This window comes from Rhodococcus sp. JCM 9793, assembly GCF_055380405.1.
In genome coordinates, this window is the sequence record NZ_AP043721.1 from 3,839,884 (window position 1) to 3,862,255 (window position 22,372).

The window sequence follows — 22,372 nt, forward strand, 5'->3', positions numbered from 1 at the left end:
AAAAAATCTGTGCCCTGCGCGTGTCGCGCAGGGCACAGAGCTGCACAAAGACATGCACTGTGCATGTTCAGGCCTGGAGGAACGCGAACCCGTCGACCGTGCGGGCGACCGCATCGCGCAACGCTGCGACGGACGGACCGGCTCGCAGGACCTCACGTGAGACGTTCGGCACCACCGACCGGAGCGCATCGCCCGCGAGACGACGCACATCGTCGGCGGTACCGCCCTGCGCACCCACACCGGGCATCAGGATCGGCCCGTGCAACGCGCTCAGGTCCGGTGCATCGGTCAGAGTTGCGCCGACCACCACACCCACCGACCCGAGGGTCTCGGCGCCCGCGTTGCGGCCGCCCGCCTCGTCGACCATCACCTGCGCGACGGTGCGACCGTCCTCCACCCGGGCGCGTTGCACCTGGGCCCCCTCGGGGTTGGAGGTGGCCGCGAGCACGAATACCCCGCGCTGGGTCTGTGCGGCCAGCTCCAGCGCCGGAGCGAGCGCTCCGAAGCCCAGGTAGGGCGACACGGTAACGGCGTCGGAGCGCAGCTCAGAGGTGTCGGCGAGCCAGGTGCGTGCGTAGGCGTCCATCGTCGAGCCGATATCGCCACGCTTGGCGTCGGCGAGCACCAGGGTGTCCGAGCTCCGCAACGCATCCAGGGTGCGTTCGAGGACGGCGATTCCCGCCGACCCGAATGCCTCGAAGAACGCCACCTGCGGCTTGACCAGTGCGACCCCGTCGAACGCCTCGACGCACCGGTCACAGAACGTCCCGAGTCCGGCGACATCGACGGTCAGGCCCCATGCGGTGAGCAGTTGCGGGTGTGGGTCGATGCCCACGCACAGCGGCCCACGCTCGGCCAGAGCCGAGGCGAGCCGCCGTCCGAACGGCGCCGGTGCTGCGTGTTCGGCCACTGCGGTGTTCTCTGTCACTGTGCGACGCTGTCGCGCAGCCGCGCCTGCAGACGCTGGATCGAGGAGACGCCGATGTCGCCGCGCAGGGCCGCTTCGATACCCTGGATCGCCGCAGATGCGCCCTGCACCGTGGTGACACACGGAATGTTGGCCGCGACCGCCGCGCTACGGATCTCGTATCCGTCGACACGCGGACCTGAGTTGCCCCACGGGGTGTTGATCACCATGTCCACGTCGCCGGCGCGGATCCGGTCGACGATGTCCAGTGCACCCTCCGGGCGGTCTTCGCCCGACACCTTGTACACCTGCTCACACGGGATACCGTTGCGGCGCAACACATCCGCAGTACCGACGGTGGCCATCACGTGGAACCCGAGATCCGCGAGCCGCTTGACCGGGAAGATCATCGACCGCTTGTCCTTGTTGGCGAGCGAGACGAACACCACACCCGAGGTGGGCAACGGGCCGTACGCGGCGGCCTGACTCTTGGCGAATGCGGTGCCGAAGTCGTCGTCGATGCCCATGACCTCACCCGTCGACTTCATCTCGGGGCTGAGCAGGGTATCGACGCCGGTTCCGTCGGCGCGGCGGAACCGGTTGAACGGCAACACCGCTTCCTTGACGGCGACCGGGGTGTCGAGTCGGGTGTCGCTGCCGTCGCCACTCGCGGGCAGGATGCCCGAGGCGCGCAGTTCGGCGATCGTCTCGCCGAGCATCACCCGCGCGCACGCCTTGGCGAGCTGCACCGCGGTGGCCTTCGACACGAACGGCACCGTGCGGCTCGCCCGGGGGTTCGCCTCGAGGACGTAGAGGATGTCGTCCTTGAGTGCGTACTGGACGTTGAGCAGGCCCTTGACGCCGATGCCCTTCGCGAGCGCCGCCGTGGAGCGCCGCACGTTCTCGATGTCGGCACGGCCGAGGGTGATCGGGGGCAGCGCGCACGCCGAGTCGCCGGAGTGGATGCCGGCCTCCTCGATGTGCTCCATGATGCCGCCGATGTACACGTCGGTGCCGTCGCACAGGGCGTCGACGTCGATCTCGATCGCGTCGTCGAGGAACCGGTCGACCAGCACGGGGCGGTCGTCGGAAATCTCGGTGGCGTTCTCGATGTAGGTCGCGAGGGCCTTCTCGTCGTAGACGATCTCCATACCGCGGCCGCCGAGCACGTACGACGGGCGCACCAGCACCGGGTACCCGATGTCTGCGGCGATCTCCCGTGCGCCGTCGAACGTGGTGGCGGTGCCGTACTTCGCGGCCGGCAGGTCCGCCTCGTCGAGGACACGACCGAATTCGCCGCGATCCTCCGCCAGGTCGATCGCCTCGGGGCTGGTACCCACGATCGGGACGCCCGCGTCCTTCAGCCGGCGCGCGAGCCCCAGCGGAGTCTGACCGCCGAGCTGAACGATCACGCCCTCGACCGTGCCGGATTCGCATTCGGCGCGGTACACCTCGAGCACGTCCTCGAAGGTGAGTGGCTCGAAGTACAGGCGATCGGCGGTGTCGTAGTCGGTGGAGACGGTCTCCGGGTTGCAGTTGACCATGACGGTCTCGTACCCGGCCTCCGACAGGGTCAGTGCCGCGTGCACGCACGAGTAGTCGAACTCGATGCCCTGGCCGATGCGGTTCGGGCCGGAGCCGAGGATGAGCACCTTCGGCTTGTCGGGCTGCGGCGCGACCTCGGTCTCGGCGGCGGGGTCGAGCTCGTACGTCGAGTAGTGGTACGGGGTCTTCGCCTCGAACTCGGCCGCACACGTGTCGACGGTCTTGTACACGGGGTGGATGCCGAGTTCGCTGCGCAGTGCCCGCACGTCGTCCTCGGAGGAGAACTGTGCGGGTCGCAGCTCCGCGATCTGCCGGTCGGAGAAGCCGTGGTGCTTGGCGTAGCGCAGCTCGGTCGCGCCGAATTCCTCGGCCGAGCGCACATCCTCGCCCAGCTCGATGATCTGCTGGAACTGGTCGAGGAACCACCGGTCGATCTTGGTGGCGTCGAACAGCTGCTCGACGGTCGCGCCCAGGTCGAGGGCCCGCCCGATCTGGTAGAACCGGCCGTCGGTGGGGGTCTTGATCGCTTCGAGCAGCTCTTCGAGGGTGCCGTCCACCGCGGGGCCGGTCCAGAATCCGGCGCGCTTGGTTTCGAGCGAGCGCAGCACCTTGCCGAAGGCCTCGGTGAAGTTGCGGCCGATGGACATCGCCTCTCCCACCGACTTCATGGTCGTGGTGAGGGTGCCGTCGGCGCCCGGGAACTTCTCGAACGCGAATCGCGGGGCCTTGACCACGACGTAGTCGAGCGTCGGCTCGAAGCACGCCGGGGTTTCCTTGGTGATGTCGTTGACGATCTCGTCGAGCGTGTAGCCGATGGCGAGCTTCGCGGCCATCTTCGCGATCGGGTAACCGGTGGCCTTCGATGCGAGCGCCGACGAGCGCGACACGCGCGGGTTCATCTCGATGACGACGAGTCGGCCGTCGCGCGGATCCATCGCGAACTGGATGTTGCAGCCGCCGGTGTCGACGCCGACCTCACGCAGGATATCGATCGACAGGTCGCGCATCGCCTGGTATTCGCGGTCGGTCAGCGTCATCGCCGGGGCGACGGTGATCGAGTCGCCGGTGTGCACACCCACCGGGTCGACATTCTCGATCGAGCACACGATCACGACGTTGTCGCGGCCGTCGCGCATCAATTCGAGTTCGTATTCCTTCCATCCGAGGATGGACTCTTCGATCAACACGTTCGCGGTCGGCGACGCGGCGAGACCACCACCGGCGATACGTTCGAGGTCAGCCGCGTCGTACGCCATGCCGGAGCCGAGACCACCCATCGTGAACGACGGGCGCACGACGACCGGGTAACCGAGTTCGGCGACCGTGTCGTAGGCCTCGTCCATCGTGTAGCAGACCCGCGAGCGCGCGGACTCCCCGCCGACCTTGGCGACGATGTCCTTGAACTTCTGCCGGTCCTCGCCGCGCTGGATGGCATCGAAGTCGGCGCCGATCAGTTCGACATCGTACTTGTCGAGGATGCCCTGCTCGGACAGCGCGACCGCGGTGTTGAGCGCGGTCTGCCCGCCGAGGGTGGCGAGCACGGCGTCGATCGGGGTGCCGTTCGCGGCTTCGGTCGCGAAGACCTTCTCGACGAATTCGGCGGTGATCGGCTCGATGTAGGTGGAGTCGGCGAACTCCGGGTCGGTCATGATCGTCGCGGGGTTCGAGTTGACGAGGGAGACCCGCAGGCCCTCCTCGCGCAGCACCCGGCATGCCTGGGTGCCGGAGTAGTCGAACTCGCAGGCCTGACCGATGACGATCGGGCCCGATCCGATGACCAGGACGTGGGAGAGATCGGTACGGCGTGGCATCAGTTCTTCTCTCCCTCGAGCATGCGGGTGAAACGATCGAACAGGTAGGCGGCATCGTGCGGTCCGGCTGCCGCTTCGGGGTGGTACTGGACGGAGAACGCAGAGCCGTCGACGAGCTTGACGCCTTCGACTGCACCGTCGTTGGCGCAGGTGTGGCTGACCACGGCGCGTCCGAACGGGGTGTCGAATTCCTGGCCCGCCTCACCTTCGAGCGCGAACCCGTGGTTCTGCGCGGTGATGGCGATACGGCCGGTCTCGTGTTCGACGACCGGGATGTTGATGCCCCGGTGGCCGAACTTCATCTTGTAGGTGCTCAGCCCGAGTGCGCGGCCGAGGATCTGGTTGCCGAAGCAGATACCGAACAGCGGCAGGCCCTGACCGAGCACCTCCTTGGTCAGGTGCACCGCACCGTCGGCGGTGGCCGGGTCGCCGGGACCGTTGGACAGGAACACACCGTCGGCCTTCAGGTCCAGGATGTCGTGCAGTGTCGCGGTGGACGGCAGCACATGCACTCGGATGCCGCGCTGCGCGAACATGCGCGGGGTGTTGGTCTTGATACCGAGGTCGATCGCAGCGACCGTGAAGCGTGCCGTGCCATCGGCGGGTTCGACCACGTATCCGCTGCTGGTGCTCACTTCACCGGCCAGGTCGGCGCCGAGCATCGACGGCTGGCTCCTGACGCGGTCGAGGAGGGTATCGATGTCGAGGTCGTCGCCCTTCCACGCGAGGGCGTCGCCGGAGAACACGCCGGCGCGCATAGAGCCGCGGGTGCGCAGGTGCCGCACGAGCGCGCGGGTGTCGATACCTGCGAGTCCGACGACGTTCTGCCGCTCGAGTTCGTCCTGCAGCGATCCGGTGGCGCGCCAGCTCGAGGTGCGGCGGGACGGGTCGCGAACCACGAATCCCGCCACCCAGATCTTCGATTCGGAGGCCTCGCCGGTCGGGCCGACCGATTCGTTGTCCTCCTGGTTCCAGCCGGTGTTGCCGATCTGCGGCGCGGTGGCCACGACGATCTGACGGTGGTAGCTGGGGTCGGTCAGAGTTTCCTGGTAGCCGGTCATGCCGGTGCTGAACACGGCCTCACCGAGGGTCTGCCCGACGGCGCCGAATTGGATGCCTCGGAAGACGCGCCCGTCCTCGAGGACCAACACTGCGGTGCCACCGCCGAATGTTCTGTCGCTCATGCGTTGTCTCCGTTCTGTTCGACCTCACCAGAGCCGGCCGCATGGGCTGAATTCTCGCGTGTCGTGATTGTCGTGATCGTCATCGTCGTTGTGATCGTCACAGTCCTATGAATTTTCGTTCTCTTCGTGGGTCCAGGCCGGGTACACCGACTTGTCGTCGCCGCGGAATCCGGTGTCGATCTCGGTACCCGAGGGCAACTCCCAGCGGATCACCAGGACACCGTCCTTGGTCATCACCTTCCCCGCGAGTCCCCGTTCGGTCCGGATGGCACGGATCGAGTCCTGTGGAATCCAGATGGGCATCTCACCGGTGCGGCTCAGCAGGATGCCCTTGGTGTGGCGGCTCAGTTCCGACACTGCGCGGTGTCCGAGATCGCCGACGGCGATGCGGTCCTGCCAGCTCGGGGCGAGGGTGCTGCCCACATACAGGCCGCTGCTCGGGGCGATGAGTTCGTCGCCGAGATCGTCGGGCAGCGCGGGCAGTTCACCGACGACATCGGCCTGCCGCCGGGCGCGGCTGCGCCAGCCCTTCCACATGAGCAGGACCAGCACCAGCCACAGTGCAACGAAGATCAGGGTCAGCAGGATGCGGTCCATCAGAGCCCCCACTCGCCGCCGTGACGCGGGAACACCGCGCCGTCGCGGGCGGTGATCCGTCCGCGCAGCGCCGTGGCCGTGACCTTGCCCGGCAGGGTCATCGCGTCGTACGGGGTGTTGTGCGAGATGCTCGCCAGGTCCGGTCCGCTCACGGTCCACTCGGTGTCCGGGTCGACGAGCACCACGTTGGCGGGTTCGCCGACCGCGAGTGGCCGGCCCTGATCATCGAGCCCGACGATCTGCGCGGGCCGCTCGCTCATCACCTTCGCGACGCCACGCCAGTCGAGCAGGCCCGGGCGCACCATCGTCTCGATCACGATCGAGAGGGCGGTCTCGAGACCCAACATGCCCGGGCGGGCCTGGGAGAACTCGCAGCACTTGTCCTGCTCGGCATGCGGAGCGTGGTCGGTGGCCACACAGTCGATGATGCCTGCGGCCAGGCCGCGACGCAGCGCTTCGACATCGGAGCATTCACGCAGCGGCGGGTTGACCTTGTTCACAGCGTCGTAGGTCTCGAGCCGCGAATCGTCGAGGAGCAGGTGATGCGGCGTCACCTCGGCGCTGATCGAGATACCCTGCCCGCGAGCCCATTCCACGAGATCGACCGTGCCGGCGGTGGAGGCGTGGCAGATGTGCACGCGCGCCCCGGCGTCGCGGGCGAGCAGTGCGTCGCGCGCGACGATCGATTCCTCGGCCGCGCGCGGCCAACCTGCCAGGCCGAGTCGCGCGGCGGTAGGTCCTTCGTGCGCGACCGCGCCGACCGTCAGGCGCGGCTCTTCCGCGTGCTGCGCTATGAGCACTCCGAGCGAACCGGAGTATTCGAGGGCGCGCCGCATGATGAGGGGGTCGTACACGCATTTGCCGTCGTCGGAGAACATCTTGACCTGACCGACGCCCGCGGCCATGGTCCCCATCTCGGCGAGCTGCTTGCCTTCGAGCCCCACCGTCACGGCACCGACGGGGTGCACGTCGACGAGGCCGCAGTCCTGGCCGCGGCGCCACACGTGGTCGGTGATGACCACCGAGTCGGCGACCGGGTCGGTATTGGCCATTGCGAAGACAGCGGTGTAACCGCCCAGCGCGGCCGCGGCCGAGCCCGTCTCGATCGTCTCGGTGTCCTCGCGTCCGGGCTCGCGCAGGTGGGTGTGCAGATCCACGAATCCGGGCAGCATGATCTGCCCGGTCCCGTCGATGATCGTCGCGTCTGCCGACGCGGCGACGGCGGTGCCGATCTCGAGGATCTGTTCGTCGCCGAGCAGGACGTCGACCGGATCCCCTTCGCCGTAGAGCCGGACGTTGCGGATGAGCACCTGCGGCGTCACCGGTGTATCTCCTGTTCCTGAGGGATGAGTCACGACAGGTCCCCTTCCGTGCCGACGAGCAACCGGAAGAGCACCGCCATGCGAACGTGCACACCGTTGGTGACCTGTTGAAGGACAGCGGTCTGCGGCGCATCGGCGACCGGGTATCCGATCTCCATGCCGCGCAGCATCGGGCCGGGGTGCAGCACCACGGCGTGCTCGGGCAGCATCGCGGCGCGCCGGGCGCTGAGGCCGTAGCGGATCGAGTACTCACGCGCGGACGGGAAGAACCCGCCGTTCATGCGTTCGGCCTGCACGCGCAGCATCATCACCGCGTCGAGTGCGGGTAATTCGGCGTCGAGAGAATCGGCGACGGTCACCGGCCACGTTTCGACCCCGACGGGTAGCAGTGTGCGCGGAGCGACGAGCACGACCTCTGCGCCGAGCATGCTCAACAGCAACGCGTTCGACCGGGCGACGCGGCTGTGCAGGATGTCGCCGACGAGCGCGATGCGGCGACCTTCGACCGAGCCGAGCCGCTGGCGGATGGTCAGCGCATCGAGCAGTGCCTGGGTGGGGTGCTCGTGGGTACCGTCGCCGGCGTTGATCACCGCGGGGCCGGACCCGGATTCGTTGGCCCACTCCGCGATGCGGTGTGCAGCACCGGATGCGGGGTGACGGACGATCAGTGCATCCGCGCCGGCGGCGTGCAGGGTCAGCGCGGTGTCGCGCAGCGACTCGCCCTTCGCCACCGACGAACTCGACGCGGACACGTTGATCACGTCCGCGCTCATCCATTTTCCGGCGACCTCGAAGGACACGCGAGTACGGGTGGAGTTCTCGAAGAACACCGTCATGACGGTGCGGCCGCGCAGCGTGGGCAGCTTGCGGACCTCACGGCCGAGCAATGCCTGTTCGAAGCGTTCGGCGTCGTCGAGAAGCTCGGTCGCGGAGTCCCTGGTCAGGTCCGCGATGGAGAGCAGGTGCTTCACGAGGTCTTGCCTCCCGAGATTTCCACGGCGTCGCGGCCGTCCCGTTCGTCGAGCAGTACCCGCACGTCTTCGGTGCGCGCGGTCGGCACGTTCTTGCCGACGTAGTCGGCGCGCAACGGCAATTCGCGATGCCCGCGGTCGACGAGCACGGCCAGTTGGACGGCGTCGGGCCGGCCGAGGTCGCGCAACGCGTCGAGAGCAGCGCGCACCGAACGGCCGGAGAAGAGCACGTCGTCGACGAGGACGACGAGAGTGTGATCGACGCCCCCTTCCGGCACCGAGGTGCGTTCGAGCGGACGGTGCGGCTTGGTGCGCAGGTCGTCGCGGTAGAGGGTGATGTCGAGCGATCCCACGGGGACACGCACACCGGAGAATTCTTCGATGCGGTCGGCGAGGCGGTGCGCCAGGGTGATGCCGCGAGTCGGGATTCCGAGCAGGACGACGCGGGGTGCGTGGTCGTCGGAGGCGTCCAGCGCAGTCTTCTCGATGATCTGATGCGCAATTCGCGCGATGGTCCGGCTGACATCAGCAGCGGACAGTAGTTCGCGGGCCGGTGTGGCCACGCCTGGTATCGACTCGGGTGAAGCTGTGGACCTGTCCTCGGACATGGCCATCCAGCGACCTCCTTCTCCGCCTCACTGGACGGGTCGTTAAAGGATGCCTGACGGTCAATGAGCCTATCAGCGGCCCGGCAGAGCCCGGCCTGGTTCGCAGGTGAAGCTCAACACAGCCGCTGTGGGAACGTCGGCCGTCGGCATCGATGAAAACGTGTCGAGCGGGTCCTCCAGGCAAACCTGGACGGACCCGCTCGACACGGAACAGCGGAGTGGTGGCCCGTCAGGACCGATCGGCTCGTGCCGAGTCCGTGCCCGGGGTCCGACCCTCAGCGGTGGCCGGGCGGGCCGAGGTAGCCGCCGCCGCGGCACGCACCTGATCCGCAAGTGCCACGATCTGGCCGAGCACGCCGTTGATGAAGGCCGGCGAGTCGTCGGTCGACAGCTGCTTGGCCAGCTCGACGGCCTCGTCGACGGCCACCACGGGCGGCACATCGGTGGTGTGGAACAGCTCCCAGACCGCCAGCCGCAGGATCGCGCGATCCACTGCCGGAAGGCGATCGAGGGTCCACTCGTGCAGGTGGTCGGCGATCGTGCGGTCGATCTCGTCGAGGTGTTCCGCGACACCGCGGATGATCGTCTGCGCGTACGGCGGTACCGGCGCGACCTGATCGTCGCGGACGGCGAGCGCTACCCGATCGGCCGCGAGGTCGACCGGGTGGGTGTCGCGGGCTTCCGCTTCGAACAGCAGATCGACGGCGCGCTTACGCGCCTTGTGACGGGCTCCGAGTTTCTTCTGGGTACCGGACACTCAGGAGTTCACTCGCCCCAGGTAGTTGCCGTCGCGCGAATCGACCTTGAGCTTGTCACCGGTGTTGATGAACAGCGGGACCTGGATCTCGGCGCCCGTCTCGAGGGTCGCGGGCTTGGTGCCGCCGGTGGAGCGGTCGCCCTGGAGGCCGGGATCGGTGTGCTTCACGACCAGCTCGATGGTCACCGGCAGCTCGACGAACAGCGGCAGGTCCTCGTGCGTCGCCACCTGCACCGGCATGTTCTCGAGCAGGAACTTCGCGGCATCGCCGAGCAGCTCGGGCGTGATCGAGATCTGGTCGTAGGTCTCGCCGTCCATGAAGACGTAGTCGGTGCCGTCGTTGTACAGGTACGTCATGTCTCGACGGTCGACGGTGGCGGTCTCGACCTTGACACCGGCGTTCCACGTCTTGTCGACAGTCTTGCCCGACGTCACGTTCTTGAGCTTCGTACGCACGAACGCGGGACCCTTGCCCGGCTTGACGTGCTGAAACTCGATGATCTGCCAGAGCTGGCCTTCGATCTTCAGAACGAGTCCGTTCTTGAAATCACTGGTGTCAGCCACTTACTTCGCGTCTCCTAGAGTCGGGGGGACCGCCCCTTATACGACGGTCAATGTCTTGGCGGTGAGCGTCAACAGCTCCGGAGACTGCTCGCGCACCACGAGCGTGTCCTCGATCCGCACGCCTCCGCGCCCCGGGAAGTACACACCCGGCTCGACGGTCACCGCCGCACCGGCGACAAGTGTACCGGGCGCGGCGGCACCTATTCCCGGCGCTTCATGGATCTCGAGGCCGACTCCGTGCCCGAGGCCGTGCACGAACAGCTCTGCGTGTCCGGCTGCGGCGATCACCGATCGGGCGGCAGCGTCGACGGCAGCGCATTCGATTCCCGGCGCAAGAGCCTCCCGCCCGGCGCGTTGGGCGCGCAGGACCACGTCGTAGACATCGCGCTGCCAGTCGGCGGCACGGTCGAGGACATAGGTGCGGGTCATATCCGAGTGGTACCCACCCACCTGCGCCCCGAAGTCGAACTTCACGAAATCCCCGGAGGCGAGCACCGCGTCGGTCGGGCGGTGGTGCGGTACAGCGGAGTTGGTACCGGCAGCAACGATCGTCTCGAACGAGATGCCGTCGGCGCCGTGCTCGAACATGCGCCATTCGAGGTCGCGCGCGACCTCCTTCTCGGTACGCCCAGGGCGCAGACCCCCTGCAGCGATCAGATCGGCGAGCGCCCGGTCCGCGGCTCCACACGCCTGCCGGAGCAGGTCGATCTCGTGTTCGTCCTTGACCATGCGCAGTTTCTCGACGAGGCCGGGAGCGGCGGCGAAGGCCACAGCGGCGTCGAGGGTGTCCCAGCGACCACGGTCGTCGACCGTCACGATGTGACTTTCGAAACCCCATGTCGGGTTGGATCCCTGCCCCGCAGTGCTCACGAGGTGGGCGGCGGACGCGCGCCCGATCTCGGCGCGCAGATCAGGGACCTGCTCGGCCACCTGGGACAGGTAGCGCCCGTCGGTGCAGATCAGGGTGCGCGACTCGTCGACATCATCATCGGTCGCCACTAGCAGGGCCGCATTGGATCCGGTGAATCCGGTGAGGTACCGGATGTTGAGCAGATCGGTCACCAGCAGGGCATCGAGGCCGCGTTCGGCCAGGAGTCCGCGCAGCGCCGCGCGGCGGGAAGCATGATCGGCGGGCATGTCGTTCAACCTACCGCGCAGACCGAATGTGGGCCTGGACACACTTCCCCCTTGGCAGGCGTTACTCTCGGGTACATGAAACCCTGGTTGCTTCGCGGGCTCGGGCTCGCCGTGGTCCACGTCGTCGTGCGGGTCCTGCTCGGTGCCGCACTGATCCAGTGGCCCCTGCAGGGGTCGGTCCTGCGATGGGCCGGACTGGCCGTGGTCGTTCTCGCGGCGGTGGCATGGGCCGGTCTCGACGGCATCCGCGACCGTCGCGCCCACCCGGACGCCGACGACGGCGACGATCTGACGATGCGGTGGCTCGCCGCCGGTGCGGTCACGGGCCTCGTCGGTGGCTTCGTGACATGGCTGGTCGACACCGCCACCTCCATCCCGGTGGGCGTGAAGTCGTTGTTCTTCGAACTGACCTCCGGCGCCGCCTTCACCGTGCTGCTGGTGTTCCTTCCTGCGATGGCCGCGGTCGCAGTCGGCCGATTCCTGGTCCGTCACGACAAGTCCGGCGACGACGACTGGTCCGACCACTCGAACCGTCCGGAGCGCGAACCCGCGATGGCCGCCTCCACCCGAGGGGCCTCTCAGGACACCGCCACGGACTCGATCCACGGCACCGCCACGGACTCGATCCACGGCACCGCCACGGACTCGATCCACGGCACCGCCACGGACTCGATCCACGGCACCGCCGCGACGGAGGCCTGGCGCAACGACGAGGCGCCGACAGAGGTGTTCCCGGCCGTCGATCAGACGTCCCGCAACCGCGACGCCTGACACCCGCTCGCAACATTCCACAAACAACCCTATCGTTCCCCATTGATACATCTTATAGGGGACGATAGGGTTGTTTCATGCCTGAAGTTTTGTACTCAGTGGACCAGGTCGCAGAACGCCTGGGGCTGCACGTGCGCACCGTCCGCAACTACGTGCGCGACGGGAAGCTCCCCGCCGTGCGCATCGGCAAGCAGTACCGGATCGCCCACGACGACCTCGAGGCGTTCACCGGCCGCCCGGTGCCACCACCGCTCAGCGACAGCACCTCGACCATGCGGCACAGCGAGGTGTCGAGCATCATCGAGATCGACGCCGTCGACCCCCACACTGCCTATCGGCTCAGCACACTGCTCACGGCGTCGGTGGCACATCGCGACGAGGGCACGACACTGCGCCTGGACACGATCTACGACGAGCAGCGCGGTCGCATGAAGGTCGTCATCCTCGGTGGCCTCGCCGACACCGCTCGACTGCTGGAATCCGTCGAGGCGGTGCTCGACTCATGAGCACCATCTACCGGTCCGAGGCCGGCGCCCGCCGGATGATCCAGCGCTACCTCGAACAACTCGACGCGTGGCCCGTACCCGCGGAGAATCTGAGGATCGGCACCAGGGAGGGCGAGACGTTCGCCCTCGCCTGCGGTCCCGCCGATGCGCCCCCAGTGGTGCTGCTACACGGGTCCGGTGCGAACTCGTCGACGTGGCAGGGCGATATCGAGTCCTGGTCCCGGGATTTCCGCGTATACGCTGTGGACATGGTGGGCGAACCGGGCCTGAGTGCCCGGTCCCGCCCACGCCTCGACACCGATGCGGTCGCGCTGTGGCTCGACGACGTGCTCGACGGACTCGGCCTGACCAGTACCGCCCTGGTAGGAATGTCGCTCGGCGGGTGGAGCGCGCTCGACTACACCCTCCGGAGACCGGATCGGGTCGACCGGCTGGCGCTGCTCTGCCCGGGCGGGATCGGACGGCAGACCACGGGACGTGTCGCCGCCGTCGCGGCACTGAGCCTGTTCGGGCGATCGGGTCGACGCCGATCCGCTGCGCGGATGACCGGGCTCGCCCCGGACAATCCCGTCGTCGACGAGATCACCGCCACCTTCGGTATCTTCCGGCCCCGCACGGAGCGACTTCCGGTGTTCGACGACGCTGCGCTGGCCGGCATCGACGTACCGGTGCTGGCGCTCGTCGGTGACCGCGACCTGATGTTCGACTCCGCCGACACCGCGACACGACTCGGACGCGTCCTACCCACCGCCCGGGTGCAGGTCCTGCCCGGCGTCGGGCACGCGATCCTCGGCCAGACCGACACAGTTCTCGGATTCCTCCGCAGCCCGTAGCGGCGCTCAGTTTCCTACTCGGCGGCAGTCGGTACTACCAGAACCACCGACCGAGGAGAGAACATGTCCGAAATGCTCGACCTGTCCCCCGCCACCGACCGGATGACCGGCGTCCTGGACGGAATCGACGACGATCACCTGGACCGGCCCACACCGTGTGACGGGATGCCGGTCCGAGTTCTCGTCGACCACGTGCTGGGTCTATCGCTCGCGTTCGATGCCGCCGCACGCAAGGACCTCGGTGCTCTCACCGACAGTGCCCCCTCGCCCGGCGCAGTCGAGCTACCCGACAACTGGCGTGCGGTCGGCCGCGACCGTCTCGACGCGCTCCGCCGGGCGTGGCGCGCTCCGGAGGCGTGGTCGGGCCCGACCCGAGCAGGCGGCCTCGATCTGCCCGGCAACATCGCGGGGCTCGTCGCGCTCGACGAACTCGTCGTGCACGGTTGGGATCTCGCCGTCGCCACGGGCCGGTCGTACTCGTGCACACCGTTCGAGATCGCCGCGTGCACCGCGTTCGCCGAGTCGATCACCGACGAGCAACGGGACGCCGGTGGGCTGTTCGGTCCGGCGGTGCCCGTTCCGGATCGCGGGTCGGACCTCGATCGGTTGATCGGCCTCACCGGTCGCGATCCGGCGTGGGCACCTGACGGTTCCTGACGGATTACAGCAGGACGGTGCCCGCGTCGGCTGTTCCCTGTCGGGCCACTTCGGAATAGGCGGCGGCCAGCAGCGACGGATCCGGGCCCTCGAGCCGGCCCGGCTTCGCGAGGCCGTCGAGCACCACGAATCGCAGCATGCCGGCGCGGTTCTTCTTGTCGGTCTGCATGCCTGCAAGCAGGTCACCGAACGCATCCGACGCGTACGTGGTGGGCAGACCCACCGATTCGAGGATCGTGCGATGCCGGTCGGCGGTGGCGTCGTCGAGACGCCCCGCGAGCCTGCCCAGCTCCGCGGCGAACACCAGACCGACGGACACAGCCGCGCCGTGACGCCACTTGTATCGCTCGCGGCGCTCGATCGCGTGACCGAGCGTGTGGCCGTAGTTGAGGATCTCGCGCAGGCTCGATTCCAACAGATCCGCAGCGACGACCTTCGCCTTGACCTCGATCGAGCGCCGGATCAGCTCGGGCAGCACGGTTCCGGTCGGGTCGAGCGCGGCCGCCGGGTCCTTTTCGATCAGTTCGAGGATCACCGGATCAGCGATGAAGCCGGTCTTGATGACCTCTGCCAGACCCGCGATGATCTCGTTGCGCGGCACCGTCTCGAGGGTCGCGAGGTCGACGAACACCGCCGACGGCTCGTGGAACGACCCCACGAGGTTCTTGCCCGCTTCGGTGTTGATACCGGTCTTGCCGCCCACGGCCGCATCGACCATGGCGAGCAGCGTCGTCGGAATGTGATAGACCCGCACTCCGCGCATCCAGGTCGCAGCCACGAAGCCCGCGAGGTCCGTGGCGGCGCCGCCACCGAGACTGACGACCGCGTCCGAACGGGTGAGCCCGATCTTCCCGAGCACCTCCCAGCAGAAACCGGCAACCGCGAGTTCCTTGCCATCCTCGGCATCCGGGATCTCGATGCGATGCGCGTCGATTCCCGCCGCCGCCAGTGCTTCCCGCACCGTTTCCGCGGTGGCAGTCAGCGTCGGTTGATGGAAGATCGCGACGGTGCGGGTGCCCGCGAGGGTCTCGACGACATCGCCGAGCAATCCGCGTCCGATGACAACCGGGTAAGGCCGGGAGGTGTCGACGTCGATGCGTACCGGTTCGGTCACGGTGTGCTGCTCCGATTCTCTTCGCTGGTCATGTTGTTCGAGTCTTCTTGCGCCGGAACGAGCTTGGCGAGCACCTGCTGGACCACGCGCCCGGGGCTACGGCCGTCGGTGCGCACCCGGATCGTCGCCGACTTCCGGTACAGCGGCCGTCTGCGCCGCATCAGATCACGGTACTTCTGCGCCGGATCACCACCGTTGAGCAACGGCCGAGTGGTGTTCGACCCGGTTCGACGCAGTCCTTCCGCGACACTGAGCTCGAGGTAGATCACCGTGCACCCCAAGAGCCGCTCCCGAGTCCGCTCCGACAGGATCGCCCCACCGCCGAGCGACACCACGCCGTCGTGCGAGGCAAGAGCATCCGCCACGACCTGCTCCTCGATCCGGCGGAACTCGGGCTCACCGTCCTCGGTGAAGATCTCGGGGATGGTTCGCCCGGTGACGCGTTCGATCTCGGCGTCGGTGTCGAGCAACGGCACCTCGAGTGCCTGGGCCACCCGTCGCCCGATGGTGGACTTTCCGGCCCCGGGTGGCCCGATCAGGACTGCGCGCGGTGCCACGATGTCACCGCGGCGGACGCGCCGCGATCCCCTTCACGTAATGGTCGGCGTTGCTCGCCGTCTCGGCCAGCGAGTCGCCACCGAATTTCTCGAGGGCCGCCTGCGCGACGACGAGCGCGACCATCGCTTCGGCCACCACACCCGCGGCGGGCACCGCGCACACGTCGGAGCGCTGATGGATCGCGACGGCCTCTTCGCCGGTGCTCATGTCGATGGTGGACAAGGCGCGTGGCACCGTCGAGATCGGCTTCATAGCCGCGCGCACACGCAGCGCCTCACCGTTGGTCATACCGCCTTCCAGACCACCGGCGCGGTTGGTCGACCGGACCACCCCGTCCGGTCCGGGCACCATCTCGTCATGGGCGGCGCTGCCGCGACGACGTGCGGTCTCGAATCCGTCGCCGACCTCGACACCCTTGATGGCTTGAATTCCCATCAGCGCCGCGGCGAGCCGCGAATCGAGGCGTTCGGCGCCACTGACGAACGAACCGAGGCCCACCGGCAGTCCGTGCACAACGACCTCGACGACACCGCCGAGGGTGTCACCGTCGCGCTTGGCGGCTTCGATCTCGTCGATCATCGATTCTTCGGCGGTCTTGTCGAAGGCGCGAACGGGGCTCGCATCGATCGCGTCGAGGTCTGCAGCGGATGGCTCCGGGCCGACGTACGGATCGGAGGCACCGATGGAGATGACGTGGGAGACGACCTCGGCGCCGAACACCTGGCGCAGGAAGTTGCGGGCGACGGTGCCTGCGGCGACGCGGGCCGCGGTCTCGCGGGCGCTGGCGCGTTCGAGCACCGGGCGTGCGTCGTCGAATCCGTACTTGAGCATGCCCGAGTAGTCGGCGTGACCGGGCCGAGGGCGGGTCAGCGGCGCGTTGCGCGCCTGCCCGGCGAGCAGTTCGGGGTCGACCGGGTCGGCAGCCATGATGGTTTCCCACTTGGGCCATTCGGTGTTGCCGACCTCGATGGCGACGGGACCACCGAGGGTGAGTCCGTGGCGCACGCCGCCGATGATGGTGACCTTGTCGGCCTCGAACTTCATGCGCGCGCCGCGTCCGTAGCCGAGTCGCCGGCGGGCGAGCTGCTCCGAGATGTCGTTCGACGTCACCTCGACACCAGCAACCATGCCCTCGAGCATCGCAACGAGGGCGGGACCATGGGATTCTCCGGCAGTTATCCAGCGCAGCACGCGTCCATCCTTCCATGGTCCCCGGGTGAGTTGTGACGCCACCCTGATCAACCGGCGGCCAGCACCGCGAGCACCGTCGCGACACACATCGACGGACCGTGTGGCACCACCGTCGACCCGGACGATCGCTCACCCGACGAGACCCGTCCGATACGCCGGCACAGCAGCACAAGCGACCCGACGACGGCGGTCAGCAGCGGCGGGAGAAACAGCGCGATCATCCAGGCCTGTGCTCCGGCGACACCCGCGGCGCCGCCCAGTCCGATCGCGAGTTTCACGTCGCCGGCACCCAGCGAACGCGGGAAGAGCAGATGTGCGGTGAGCATCACCGCGGTCAGCAGGGCCGCGCCGACCGCAGCCGCGCGACCGTGTCCCGCACAGGCCCCGATCGTCACGACCGCCAGTCCCCCGCCGAGGGTGAGCACGTTGGGAAGCCGTTGCACCATCACGTCTACCCCGCTGCAGCACACGCACCACCACATCAACAGAGCGAGCGCTGCCGTCGCGGGCCACGTCGCCGTGGTTGCGAGGACGCCGCCGGCTGCGCACGCGGCCTCGCATGCGCCGCGCCACGGTTCCGCTCCGGACAGTCGCGCCGTGAGCTTCCGCACACGCACGCCGGCCACCGCTCCGAGGAGCGCCATCATCATGGGGATCACAACTGCGGGGATCACAGTCGCAGCATGGGTCGTTCGCGCCGACCGTTGGCGCCGCCGGCCCCGGAATCGCCGAATCTGTGGATCGATGCGCCTCCTGTGGACAACTCGGCGTGCAAGCATGAGCAGGTCGGTTGTCCCGGGTGGGAGGGAGTTTCACTGATGCAGGTGGCAGAACTTCTCGAGCACGTGGGTTCCGCGATCGATGTCGTCGGTGTCGCATGCATCGTTCTCGGCGCGGCCGTGTCCACCTGGATCGCGTTGGATTCGTGGCGGCGCAGGAGCGGCGCGAAGATCTACGAGCCCTATCGACGAAATCTCGGGCGCTCCATCCTGCTCGGACTCGAGTTCCTGGTCGCGGCCGACATCATCAAGACCGTCGCGGTCACTCCCACGTTCACTTCGGTCGGGGTGCTCGCGATCATCGTCCTCATCAGGACCTTTCTCAGCTGGTCGCTCCAGCTCGAGATCGAAGGCCGGTGGCCATGGCAGAAGGAGGAGGAGGAGGACCCCGCCGCTACGGCGAGCTGAGCTCATCGCGGCGGCGCAGCAAGAACTGTCGTTCGACGTCGTTTCCGGTCTGTTCGGCCGCGATGATGTACTCGGCCACGGCCTCCGTGGTGCGGCCCAGACGTCGCAGCAGATCGGCGCGCACGGCGTGGGCCACGTGGTAGCGGTCGAGCGCGAGCGTGTCGACGATCCCCAAGGCGACTGCCGGACCGTCCACCTCCGCAACCGCAACCGCGCGGTGCAGTGCGACGACAGGTGTGGGCGCGACCCGATACAGCTGATCGTAGAGCTGCACGATCTGATACCAGTCGGTGTCGGCAGCGGTGCGTGCATCCGAGTGCACGGCCGCGATGGCCGCCTGGATCTGGTAGGGGCCCGGCGTGTTCCACCGCAGGCAACGGCGGACGAGGGTCTGTCCCTCCTCGACGAGCGCGCGGTCCCACAACGACCGGTCCTGATCTGCGAGGAGCACAAGTTCACCGTCGTCCGACGTCCGTGCGGGACGGCGGGATTCACCGAGCAGCATCACTGCGAGCAGGCCCGTCGTCTCCGGATCGTCGGGCATCAGCTCGGTCAGTATCCGGGCCAGACGGGTGGCTTCGGCACACAGGTCGACGGCGACGAGATCACTGCCCGTGCTCGACGTGTGTCCTTCGGTGTAGATCAGATACAGCACGGCATGCACCGCGGTCAGCCGTTCGGGCAGCTCGTGTACGTCCGGGTTCCGGAACGGTATTCGCGCGTCGCGGATCTTGTTCTTGGCGCGCGTGATTCGTTGGGCCATCGTCGGTTCGGGTACAAGGAAGGCGTGGGCGATCTGCCCGGTGGTGAGGCCGCCCAGCAATCGCAGTGTCAGCGCGACCCGCGCGGCGGGGGCGAGTGCCGGGTGGCAGCACGTGAAGATCAGGCGCAGTCGGTCGTCGAGCGTGTCGGTCGGTTCGATCGGGGCCTGTTCATCGCCGGGTCGCAGGAGTTCGGCTTCCGCCTGCCTGGACGCGCGGGTCCTCTCGCGCCGCGCGCGGTCGAGTGCGCGTCGCCGCGCGGTCGTGATGATCCAGCCGGCGGGACTCGGAGGTATGCCGTCGCCGGGCCATCGATCTGCGGCGACGGTGAAGGCGTCCTGCACCGCGTCCTCGGCGGCGTCGATGTCGCCGAGGACACGGGTGAGGACCGCCACGGCCCGTCCGTATTCCTCACGGAAGATCAGCTCGATCCGCGATGCGGGGGCCTCGCTCATGTCAGCTGCACGAGCCCCACTGGAGGGGGCGCACTTCGATCGGCAGGGTCGTCGCCTTCGCGAGTGTGCGTCCCCAGTCGAGTGCCGCGTCGAGGTCGGGTGCCTCGATGACGTTGAATCCCCCGAGATGTTCCTTGCCTTCGAGATACGGGCCGTCGGTGGTCAGGACCTCGCCGTCCTTCGCCGAGACGACCGTGGCGCTGCTCGGCGGGTGCAGCCCACCGGAGAACACCCACGCGCCCGACTCTCGGAGTTCGGCGCCGAATGCCTCGACCGCACGCATGATCGGTTCGAGGAACTCGGGTGCCGGCGGTTCTCCGTCCGGTTGGTAGATGCTGAGCAGGTACTGGGCCATGTCGTGTTCCCTTCGGGCGTGGCCGGCAGTTCCCGGCCTCTCATCTACTACACGAACGGTAGATGCCGGATTCGACAGCCGCTTCGACGATCAGCCCGAGAATTTCTCGATTCGCCGGCCGAGACCGACGGCCGCAGCCATCGCGGCCCTCGGCGCGGGACGGCCCGTGAACTGTTCCACCTGACCGAACGCCTGATGCAGCAACATCGTCAAGCCCGACACGACGACGCTGCCACGTGCGCGTGCGGCCGCACCCAGCGGAGTCGGCCACGGGTCGTAGATCGCGTCGAGAATGAACGGTGCCTTCGCCAGCGCGTCGGCATACGACGCTGCCGCGGCAGCGGGCACCGTCGAGACCAACGCTCCGGATGCTGCACACACCTCGCCCAGAGCCGGATCGTCGAACGACACCCACCGCGGTGCGACCCCCACGGCCTCGGCACAGTCGAAGGTTTCGGCCGCCCGCTGCTCCGAGCGCGCCACGATGGTCACCTCGCGGACGCCGAGGTCGGCCAGGCCGACGATCGCGGGACGGGAGGTGCCGCCGTTGCCGACGACGACCGCGGGCCGCCCCGTCAGATCGGTCACGCCGATGGTGCCCAGCGCACCGCTGACACCGTCGATGTCGGTGCAGTCGGCGCGCCAGCCGCCGGCGATACGGACGAGGGTGTTCGCCGAGCCGATCGCGACCGCCCGCTCGGTGCGTTCGGTCGCACACTCGAGCGCGGCGAACTTGCCGGGCATCGTGACGGACAGTCCGACCCACTCGTCGCCGAGACCGGACACGAAACCCGGTAGCTGCTCCCCCGTGCATTCGATGCGCTCGTAGGTCCAGTCGGTCAGTCCGAGTGCCCGATACGCGGCGAGATGCAGCAGTGGGGATTTCGAATGCCCGATCGGGCTGCCGAGCACCGCGGCCTTGCGGGGCATGTGCGTGCTGTCATCTACCACTGTCGAGGATTCCGCTTTCGAGAGCCAGTTGAGTGTTGACGAGATGTTCGTCGTAGGTGTCGGCGAACAGGGTGGTGCCCTGGTCGTCGATCGTCACGAAGTATGTCCATGCTCCCGGTTCCGGGTTCTCCACTGCCTGCAGGGCACCGATGCTCGGTGACGAGATCGGAGTGGCGGGCAGGCCGACGCTCGCGTACGTGTTCCACGGGGTCACGCGCGCGCGGTCTGCGTCGGTGGTCGCGAGTTCGGTCTCGTCGAGCGCGTAGTTGACCGTCGAGTCGAACTGCAACATCTGGTCGATATCGAGTCGGTTCAGGATCACGCGTGCGACCCGCGCGAAATCGTCCGGCATGGCTTCACGCTCGACCAGGGATGCGGCAACGAGCATCTCGTACGGTGTCAGTCCCACTGTCGGTGCGGCAGCTGCGATTCCCGTCTCGTCGTATCGAGCAGCGCTGCCGGTCACGAGTGTGCGCAGCACTTCGGCGGGCTCGGCCGAGGGGTCGAAGTCCCAGCTACCCGCCGCGATGAGTCCCTCGAGCTGACGCTCTCGATCCGGGACCTGCAAGACGGCGTCGCGCGCCCATACCGGGACCCCGAGCGCATCCAGATCGATGTTCGCCCCTGCTGCAACGAGCTCCTCGTAGGTCAAGCACTGCGCGGCACCGGCATCGTCGTAGCAGCTTGCTTCCGCGATGAGCGTGTAGATGCCCTTGCGGACCGCGCCGGTGTTGACATCGCGAATGTCGTGGAGCTGACGACCTTCCGAGATGACGAGCGCGCCCACCCGGCTCTCCGGGTCGACGAATGTGGTAACCGCGTCGACACCGGAGATGTTGGTGGGGATCGCATAGAAACCGGGGTGCACGGCGTTCATTCCGGGATTCTGCACCGCGGCGTTGTAGAACGCGTCGGCGCTGGCAGTCACGCCCTTGTCTGCGACCTCGCTGCTGATCTCGGTGGCGGTTTCGCCCGCATTGACCTGCACGATGGCGACCGGTCCGGGAGGGCCGGCGAAATCGGGCGGCAGTCCCGGCCCCAGGAAACGGTTGTAGGCGAAGTAGCCGCCACCCACCACCACGATGAGAAGCAGCACGGCCGCCAGGGAGCCGACGGCCTTGCCGCGCTTACGGCGCCGTGCCGATGCGGTGTTCTCTGATCGCTGCACGGCTGTAGCGCCCACGGCGGTCGGGGCTGCGCGATCGTCGTCGTTCCACGACTCGGCGTCCGCTTCGTCGCCGGGGATCGCTGCAATGGTCTCGGTCCGATCGAACACACCGGGCTCGTCGTAGTCTGCACCGTCGTAGTGATCATCTGCGTAGTGATCGTCGGCGTAGTCGTCTTCTCGACGTTGGGCATACGAGTAGCCACCGACGTATTCGTCGTCGCGACGGGACCGTCGGGGTTCGTCCCCGAACCGCGCTTCCTGCTGTGGCGGGGGGCCGTCGAACACGCCCTCCTCGAAATGCAGGACGTTGGTGGGGTCGTCGTCCGAATGCCGACCACCTGCGGGTGGAGTCCGGCCGGGGTCGTCGCGCCGCGGCGCCGCGGGCGGAGTGGGCGGGGTGTAGCGACCTGCGGTGTCGTAGCTACCGGCATAGGGGTCGCTGAACATACCGCCCTGCCGAGC

Annotated in this window: 23 protein-coding genes; 5 read left to right on the forward strand and 18 right to left on the reverse strand. The window is 67.9% G+C overall.

Annotated elements, in window-relative coordinates; translation table 11 throughout:
• Positions 1–67 precede the first annotated feature (67 nt).
• The 10 genes from pyrF to ACZ46K_RS19895 form a co-directional block, all read right to left on the reverse strand.
• Positions 68–928: an orotidine-5'-phosphate decarboxylase gene (gene pyrF, locus ACZ46K_RS19850; RefSeq protein WP_464744328.1), complete on the reverse strand. Its 861-nt coding sequence runs from the start codon at positions 926–928 to the stop codon at positions 68–70.
• Positions 925–4,263, reverse strand: coding sequence for a carbamoyl-phosphate synthase large subunit (carB, locus tag ACZ46K_RS19855; protein WP_464744330.1), 3,339 nt, complete (start codon positions 4,261–4,263; stop codon positions 925–927). The genes pyrF and carB overlap by 4 nt, the downstream gene beginning before the upstream one ends.
• Positions 4,263–5,447 carry a glutamine-hydrolyzing carbamoyl-phosphate synthase small subunit gene (carA, locus tag ACZ46K_RS19860; RefSeq protein ID WP_464744332.1) on the reverse strand — a complete coding sequence of 395 codons (1,185 nt, stop codon included), beginning with the start codon at positions 5,445–5,447 and terminating at the stop codon, positions 4,263–4,265. The genes carB and carA overlap by 1 nt, the downstream gene beginning before the upstream one ends.
• Positions 5,448–5,552: 105 nt before the next feature.
• Complete coding sequence (locus ACZ46K_RS19865; protein WP_054807465.1) at positions 5,553–6,044, reverse strand: PH-like domain-containing protein; 492 nt, start codon at positions 6,042–6,044, stop codon at positions 5,553–5,555.
• On the reverse strand, positions 6,044–7,366 hold the full coding sequence (locus ACZ46K_RS19870; RefSeq protein WP_464744335.1) for a dihydroorotase: 1,323 nt from the start codon (positions 7,364–7,366) through the stop codon (positions 6,044–6,046). The genes ACZ46K_RS19865 and ACZ46K_RS19870 overlap by 1 nt, the downstream gene beginning before the upstream one ends.
• Positions 7,367–7,395: 29 nt before the next feature.
• Positions 7,396–8,337, reverse strand: a complete 942-nt coding sequence (locus tag ACZ46K_RS19875) for an aspartate carbamoyltransferase catalytic subunit (RefSeq protein ID WP_054807973.1) — start codon at positions 8,335–8,337, stop codon at positions 7,396–7,398.
• Entirely contained in the window at positions 8,334–8,951 is a 618-nt protein-coding gene (gene pyrR, locus ACZ46K_RS19880) for a bifunctional pyr operon transcriptional regulator/uracil phosphoribosyltransferase PyrR (protein ID WP_464744337.1), read from the reverse strand. Before pyrR ends, ACZ46K_RS19875 begins: the two co-directional genes overlap by 4 nt.
• A 223-nt stretch (positions 8,952–9,174) precedes the next feature.
• On the reverse strand, positions 9,175–9,702 hold the full coding sequence (gene nusB, locus ACZ46K_RS19885) for a transcription antitermination factor NusB (protein ID WP_464744339.1): 528 nt from the start codon (positions 9,700–9,702) through the stop codon (positions 9,175–9,177).
• Positions 9,703–10,266 carry an elongation factor P gene (gene efp / locus ACZ46K_RS19890; protein ID WP_054807759.1) on the reverse strand — a complete coding sequence of 188 codons (564 nt, stop codon included), beginning with the start codon at positions 10,264–10,266 and terminating at the stop codon, positions 9,703–9,705.
• A 36-nt stretch (positions 10,267–10,302) separates the two neighbouring features.
• Positions 10,303–11,403 (reverse strand): M24 family metallopeptidase, encoded by a 1,101-nt coding sequence (locus ACZ46K_RS19895; protein WP_464744342.1) that lies wholly within the window; start codon positions 11,401–11,403, stop codon positions 10,303–10,305.
• A 75-nt stretch (positions 11,404–11,478) separates the two neighbouring features.
• Between ACZ46K_RS19895 and ACZ46K_RS19900 the strand changes: the two genes are divergently transcribed.
• From ACZ46K_RS19900 to ACZ46K_RS19915, 4 genes are all read left to right on the forward strand, one after another.
• Positions 11,479–12,174, forward strand: coding sequence for a B-4DMT family transporter (locus ACZ46K_RS19900; protein WP_464744344.1), 696 nt, complete (start codon positions 11,479–11,481; stop codon positions 12,172–12,174).
• Between the two features lie 77 nt (positions 12,175–12,251).
• A complete protein-coding gene (locus ACZ46K_RS19905) occupies positions 12,252–12,680 on the forward strand; it encodes a helix-turn-helix domain-containing protein (protein WP_464744346.1) in 429 nt (142 codons plus the stop codon).
• Complete coding sequence (locus ACZ46K_RS19910) at positions 12,677–13,513, forward strand: alpha/beta fold hydrolase (RefSeq protein ID WP_464744348.1); 837 nt, start codon at positions 12,677–12,679, stop codon at positions 13,511–13,513. The genes ACZ46K_RS19905 and ACZ46K_RS19910 overlap by 4 nt, the downstream gene beginning before the upstream one ends.
• A gap of 63 nt (positions 13,514–13,576) precedes the next feature.
• Positions 13,577–14,170, forward strand: coding sequence for a TIGR03086 family metal-binding protein (locus ACZ46K_RS19915; RefSeq protein WP_464744349.1), 594 nt, complete (start codon positions 13,577–13,579; stop codon positions 14,168–14,170).
• Between the two features lie 4 nt (positions 14,171–14,174).
• Here the strand turns inward: ACZ46K_RS19915 and aroB are convergent, their stop codons facing one another.
• The 4 genes from aroB to ACZ46K_RS19935 are packed head-to-tail and all read right to left on the reverse strand — an operon-like array spanning position 14,175 to position 17,707.
• The gene (aroB, locus tag ACZ46K_RS19920; RefSeq protein WP_054807834.1) at positions 14,175–15,284 is read right to left on the reverse strand and encodes a 3-dehydroquinate synthase; all 1,110 of its coding nucleotides are present in this window, start codon (positions 15,282–15,284) and stop codon (positions 14,175–14,177) included.
• Positions 15,281–15,841: a shikimate kinase gene (locus tag ACZ46K_RS19925; RefSeq protein WP_464744351.1), complete on the reverse strand. Its 561-nt coding sequence runs from the start codon at positions 15,839–15,841 to the stop codon at positions 15,281–15,283. The genes aroB and ACZ46K_RS19925 overlap by 4 nt, the downstream gene beginning before the upstream one ends.
• A gap of 4 nt (positions 15,842–15,845) precedes the next feature.
• Positions 15,846–17,033, reverse strand: a complete 1,188-nt coding sequence (gene aroC, locus ACZ46K_RS19930; protein ID WP_464744353.1) for a chorismate synthase — start codon at positions 17,031–17,033, stop codon at positions 15,846–15,848.
• A 47-nt stretch (positions 17,034–17,080) separates the two neighbouring features.
• Entirely contained in the window at positions 17,081–17,707 is a 627-nt protein-coding gene (locus ACZ46K_RS19935; protein WP_464744355.1) for a prepilin peptidase, read from the reverse strand.
• Between the two features lie 144 nt (positions 17,708–17,851).
• On the opposite strand from ACZ46K_RS19935, the gene ACZ46K_RS19940 reads away from it, so the two are divergent.
• Entirely contained in the window at positions 17,852–18,220 is a 369-nt protein-coding gene (locus ACZ46K_RS19940) for a DUF1622 domain-containing protein (RefSeq protein WP_464744357.1), read from the forward strand.
• Here ACZ46K_RS19940 and ACZ46K_RS19945 read toward each other — a convergent pair.
• From ACZ46K_RS19945 to ACZ46K_RS19960, 4 genes are all read right to left on the reverse strand, one after another.
• Entirely contained in the window at positions 18,207–19,436 is a 1,230-nt protein-coding gene (locus ACZ46K_RS19945) for an RNA polymerase sigma factor (protein ID WP_464744359.1), read from the reverse strand. The two genes, ACZ46K_RS19940 and ACZ46K_RS19945, sit on opposite strands and share 14 nt — an antisense overlap.
• Before the next feature lies 1 nt (position 19,437).
• Positions 19,438–19,791 carry a YciI family protein gene (locus tag ACZ46K_RS19950; RefSeq protein ID WP_054808028.1) on the reverse strand — a complete coding sequence of 118 codons (354 nt, stop codon included), beginning with the start codon at positions 19,789–19,791 and terminating at the stop codon, positions 19,438–19,440.
• Between the two features lie 90 nt (positions 19,792–19,881).
• Positions 19,882–20,721, reverse strand: coding sequence for a shikimate dehydrogenase (locus ACZ46K_RS19955; protein ID WP_464744361.1), 840 nt, complete (start codon positions 20,719–20,721; stop codon positions 19,882–19,884).
• Between the two features lie 10 nt (positions 20,722–20,731).
• Complete coding sequence (locus ACZ46K_RS19960; protein ID WP_464749412.1) at positions 20,732–22,357, reverse strand: endolytic transglycosylase MltG; 1,626 nt, start codon at positions 22,355–22,357, stop codon at positions 20,732–20,734.
• Between the last annotated feature and the right edge of the window lie 15 nt (positions 22,358–22,372).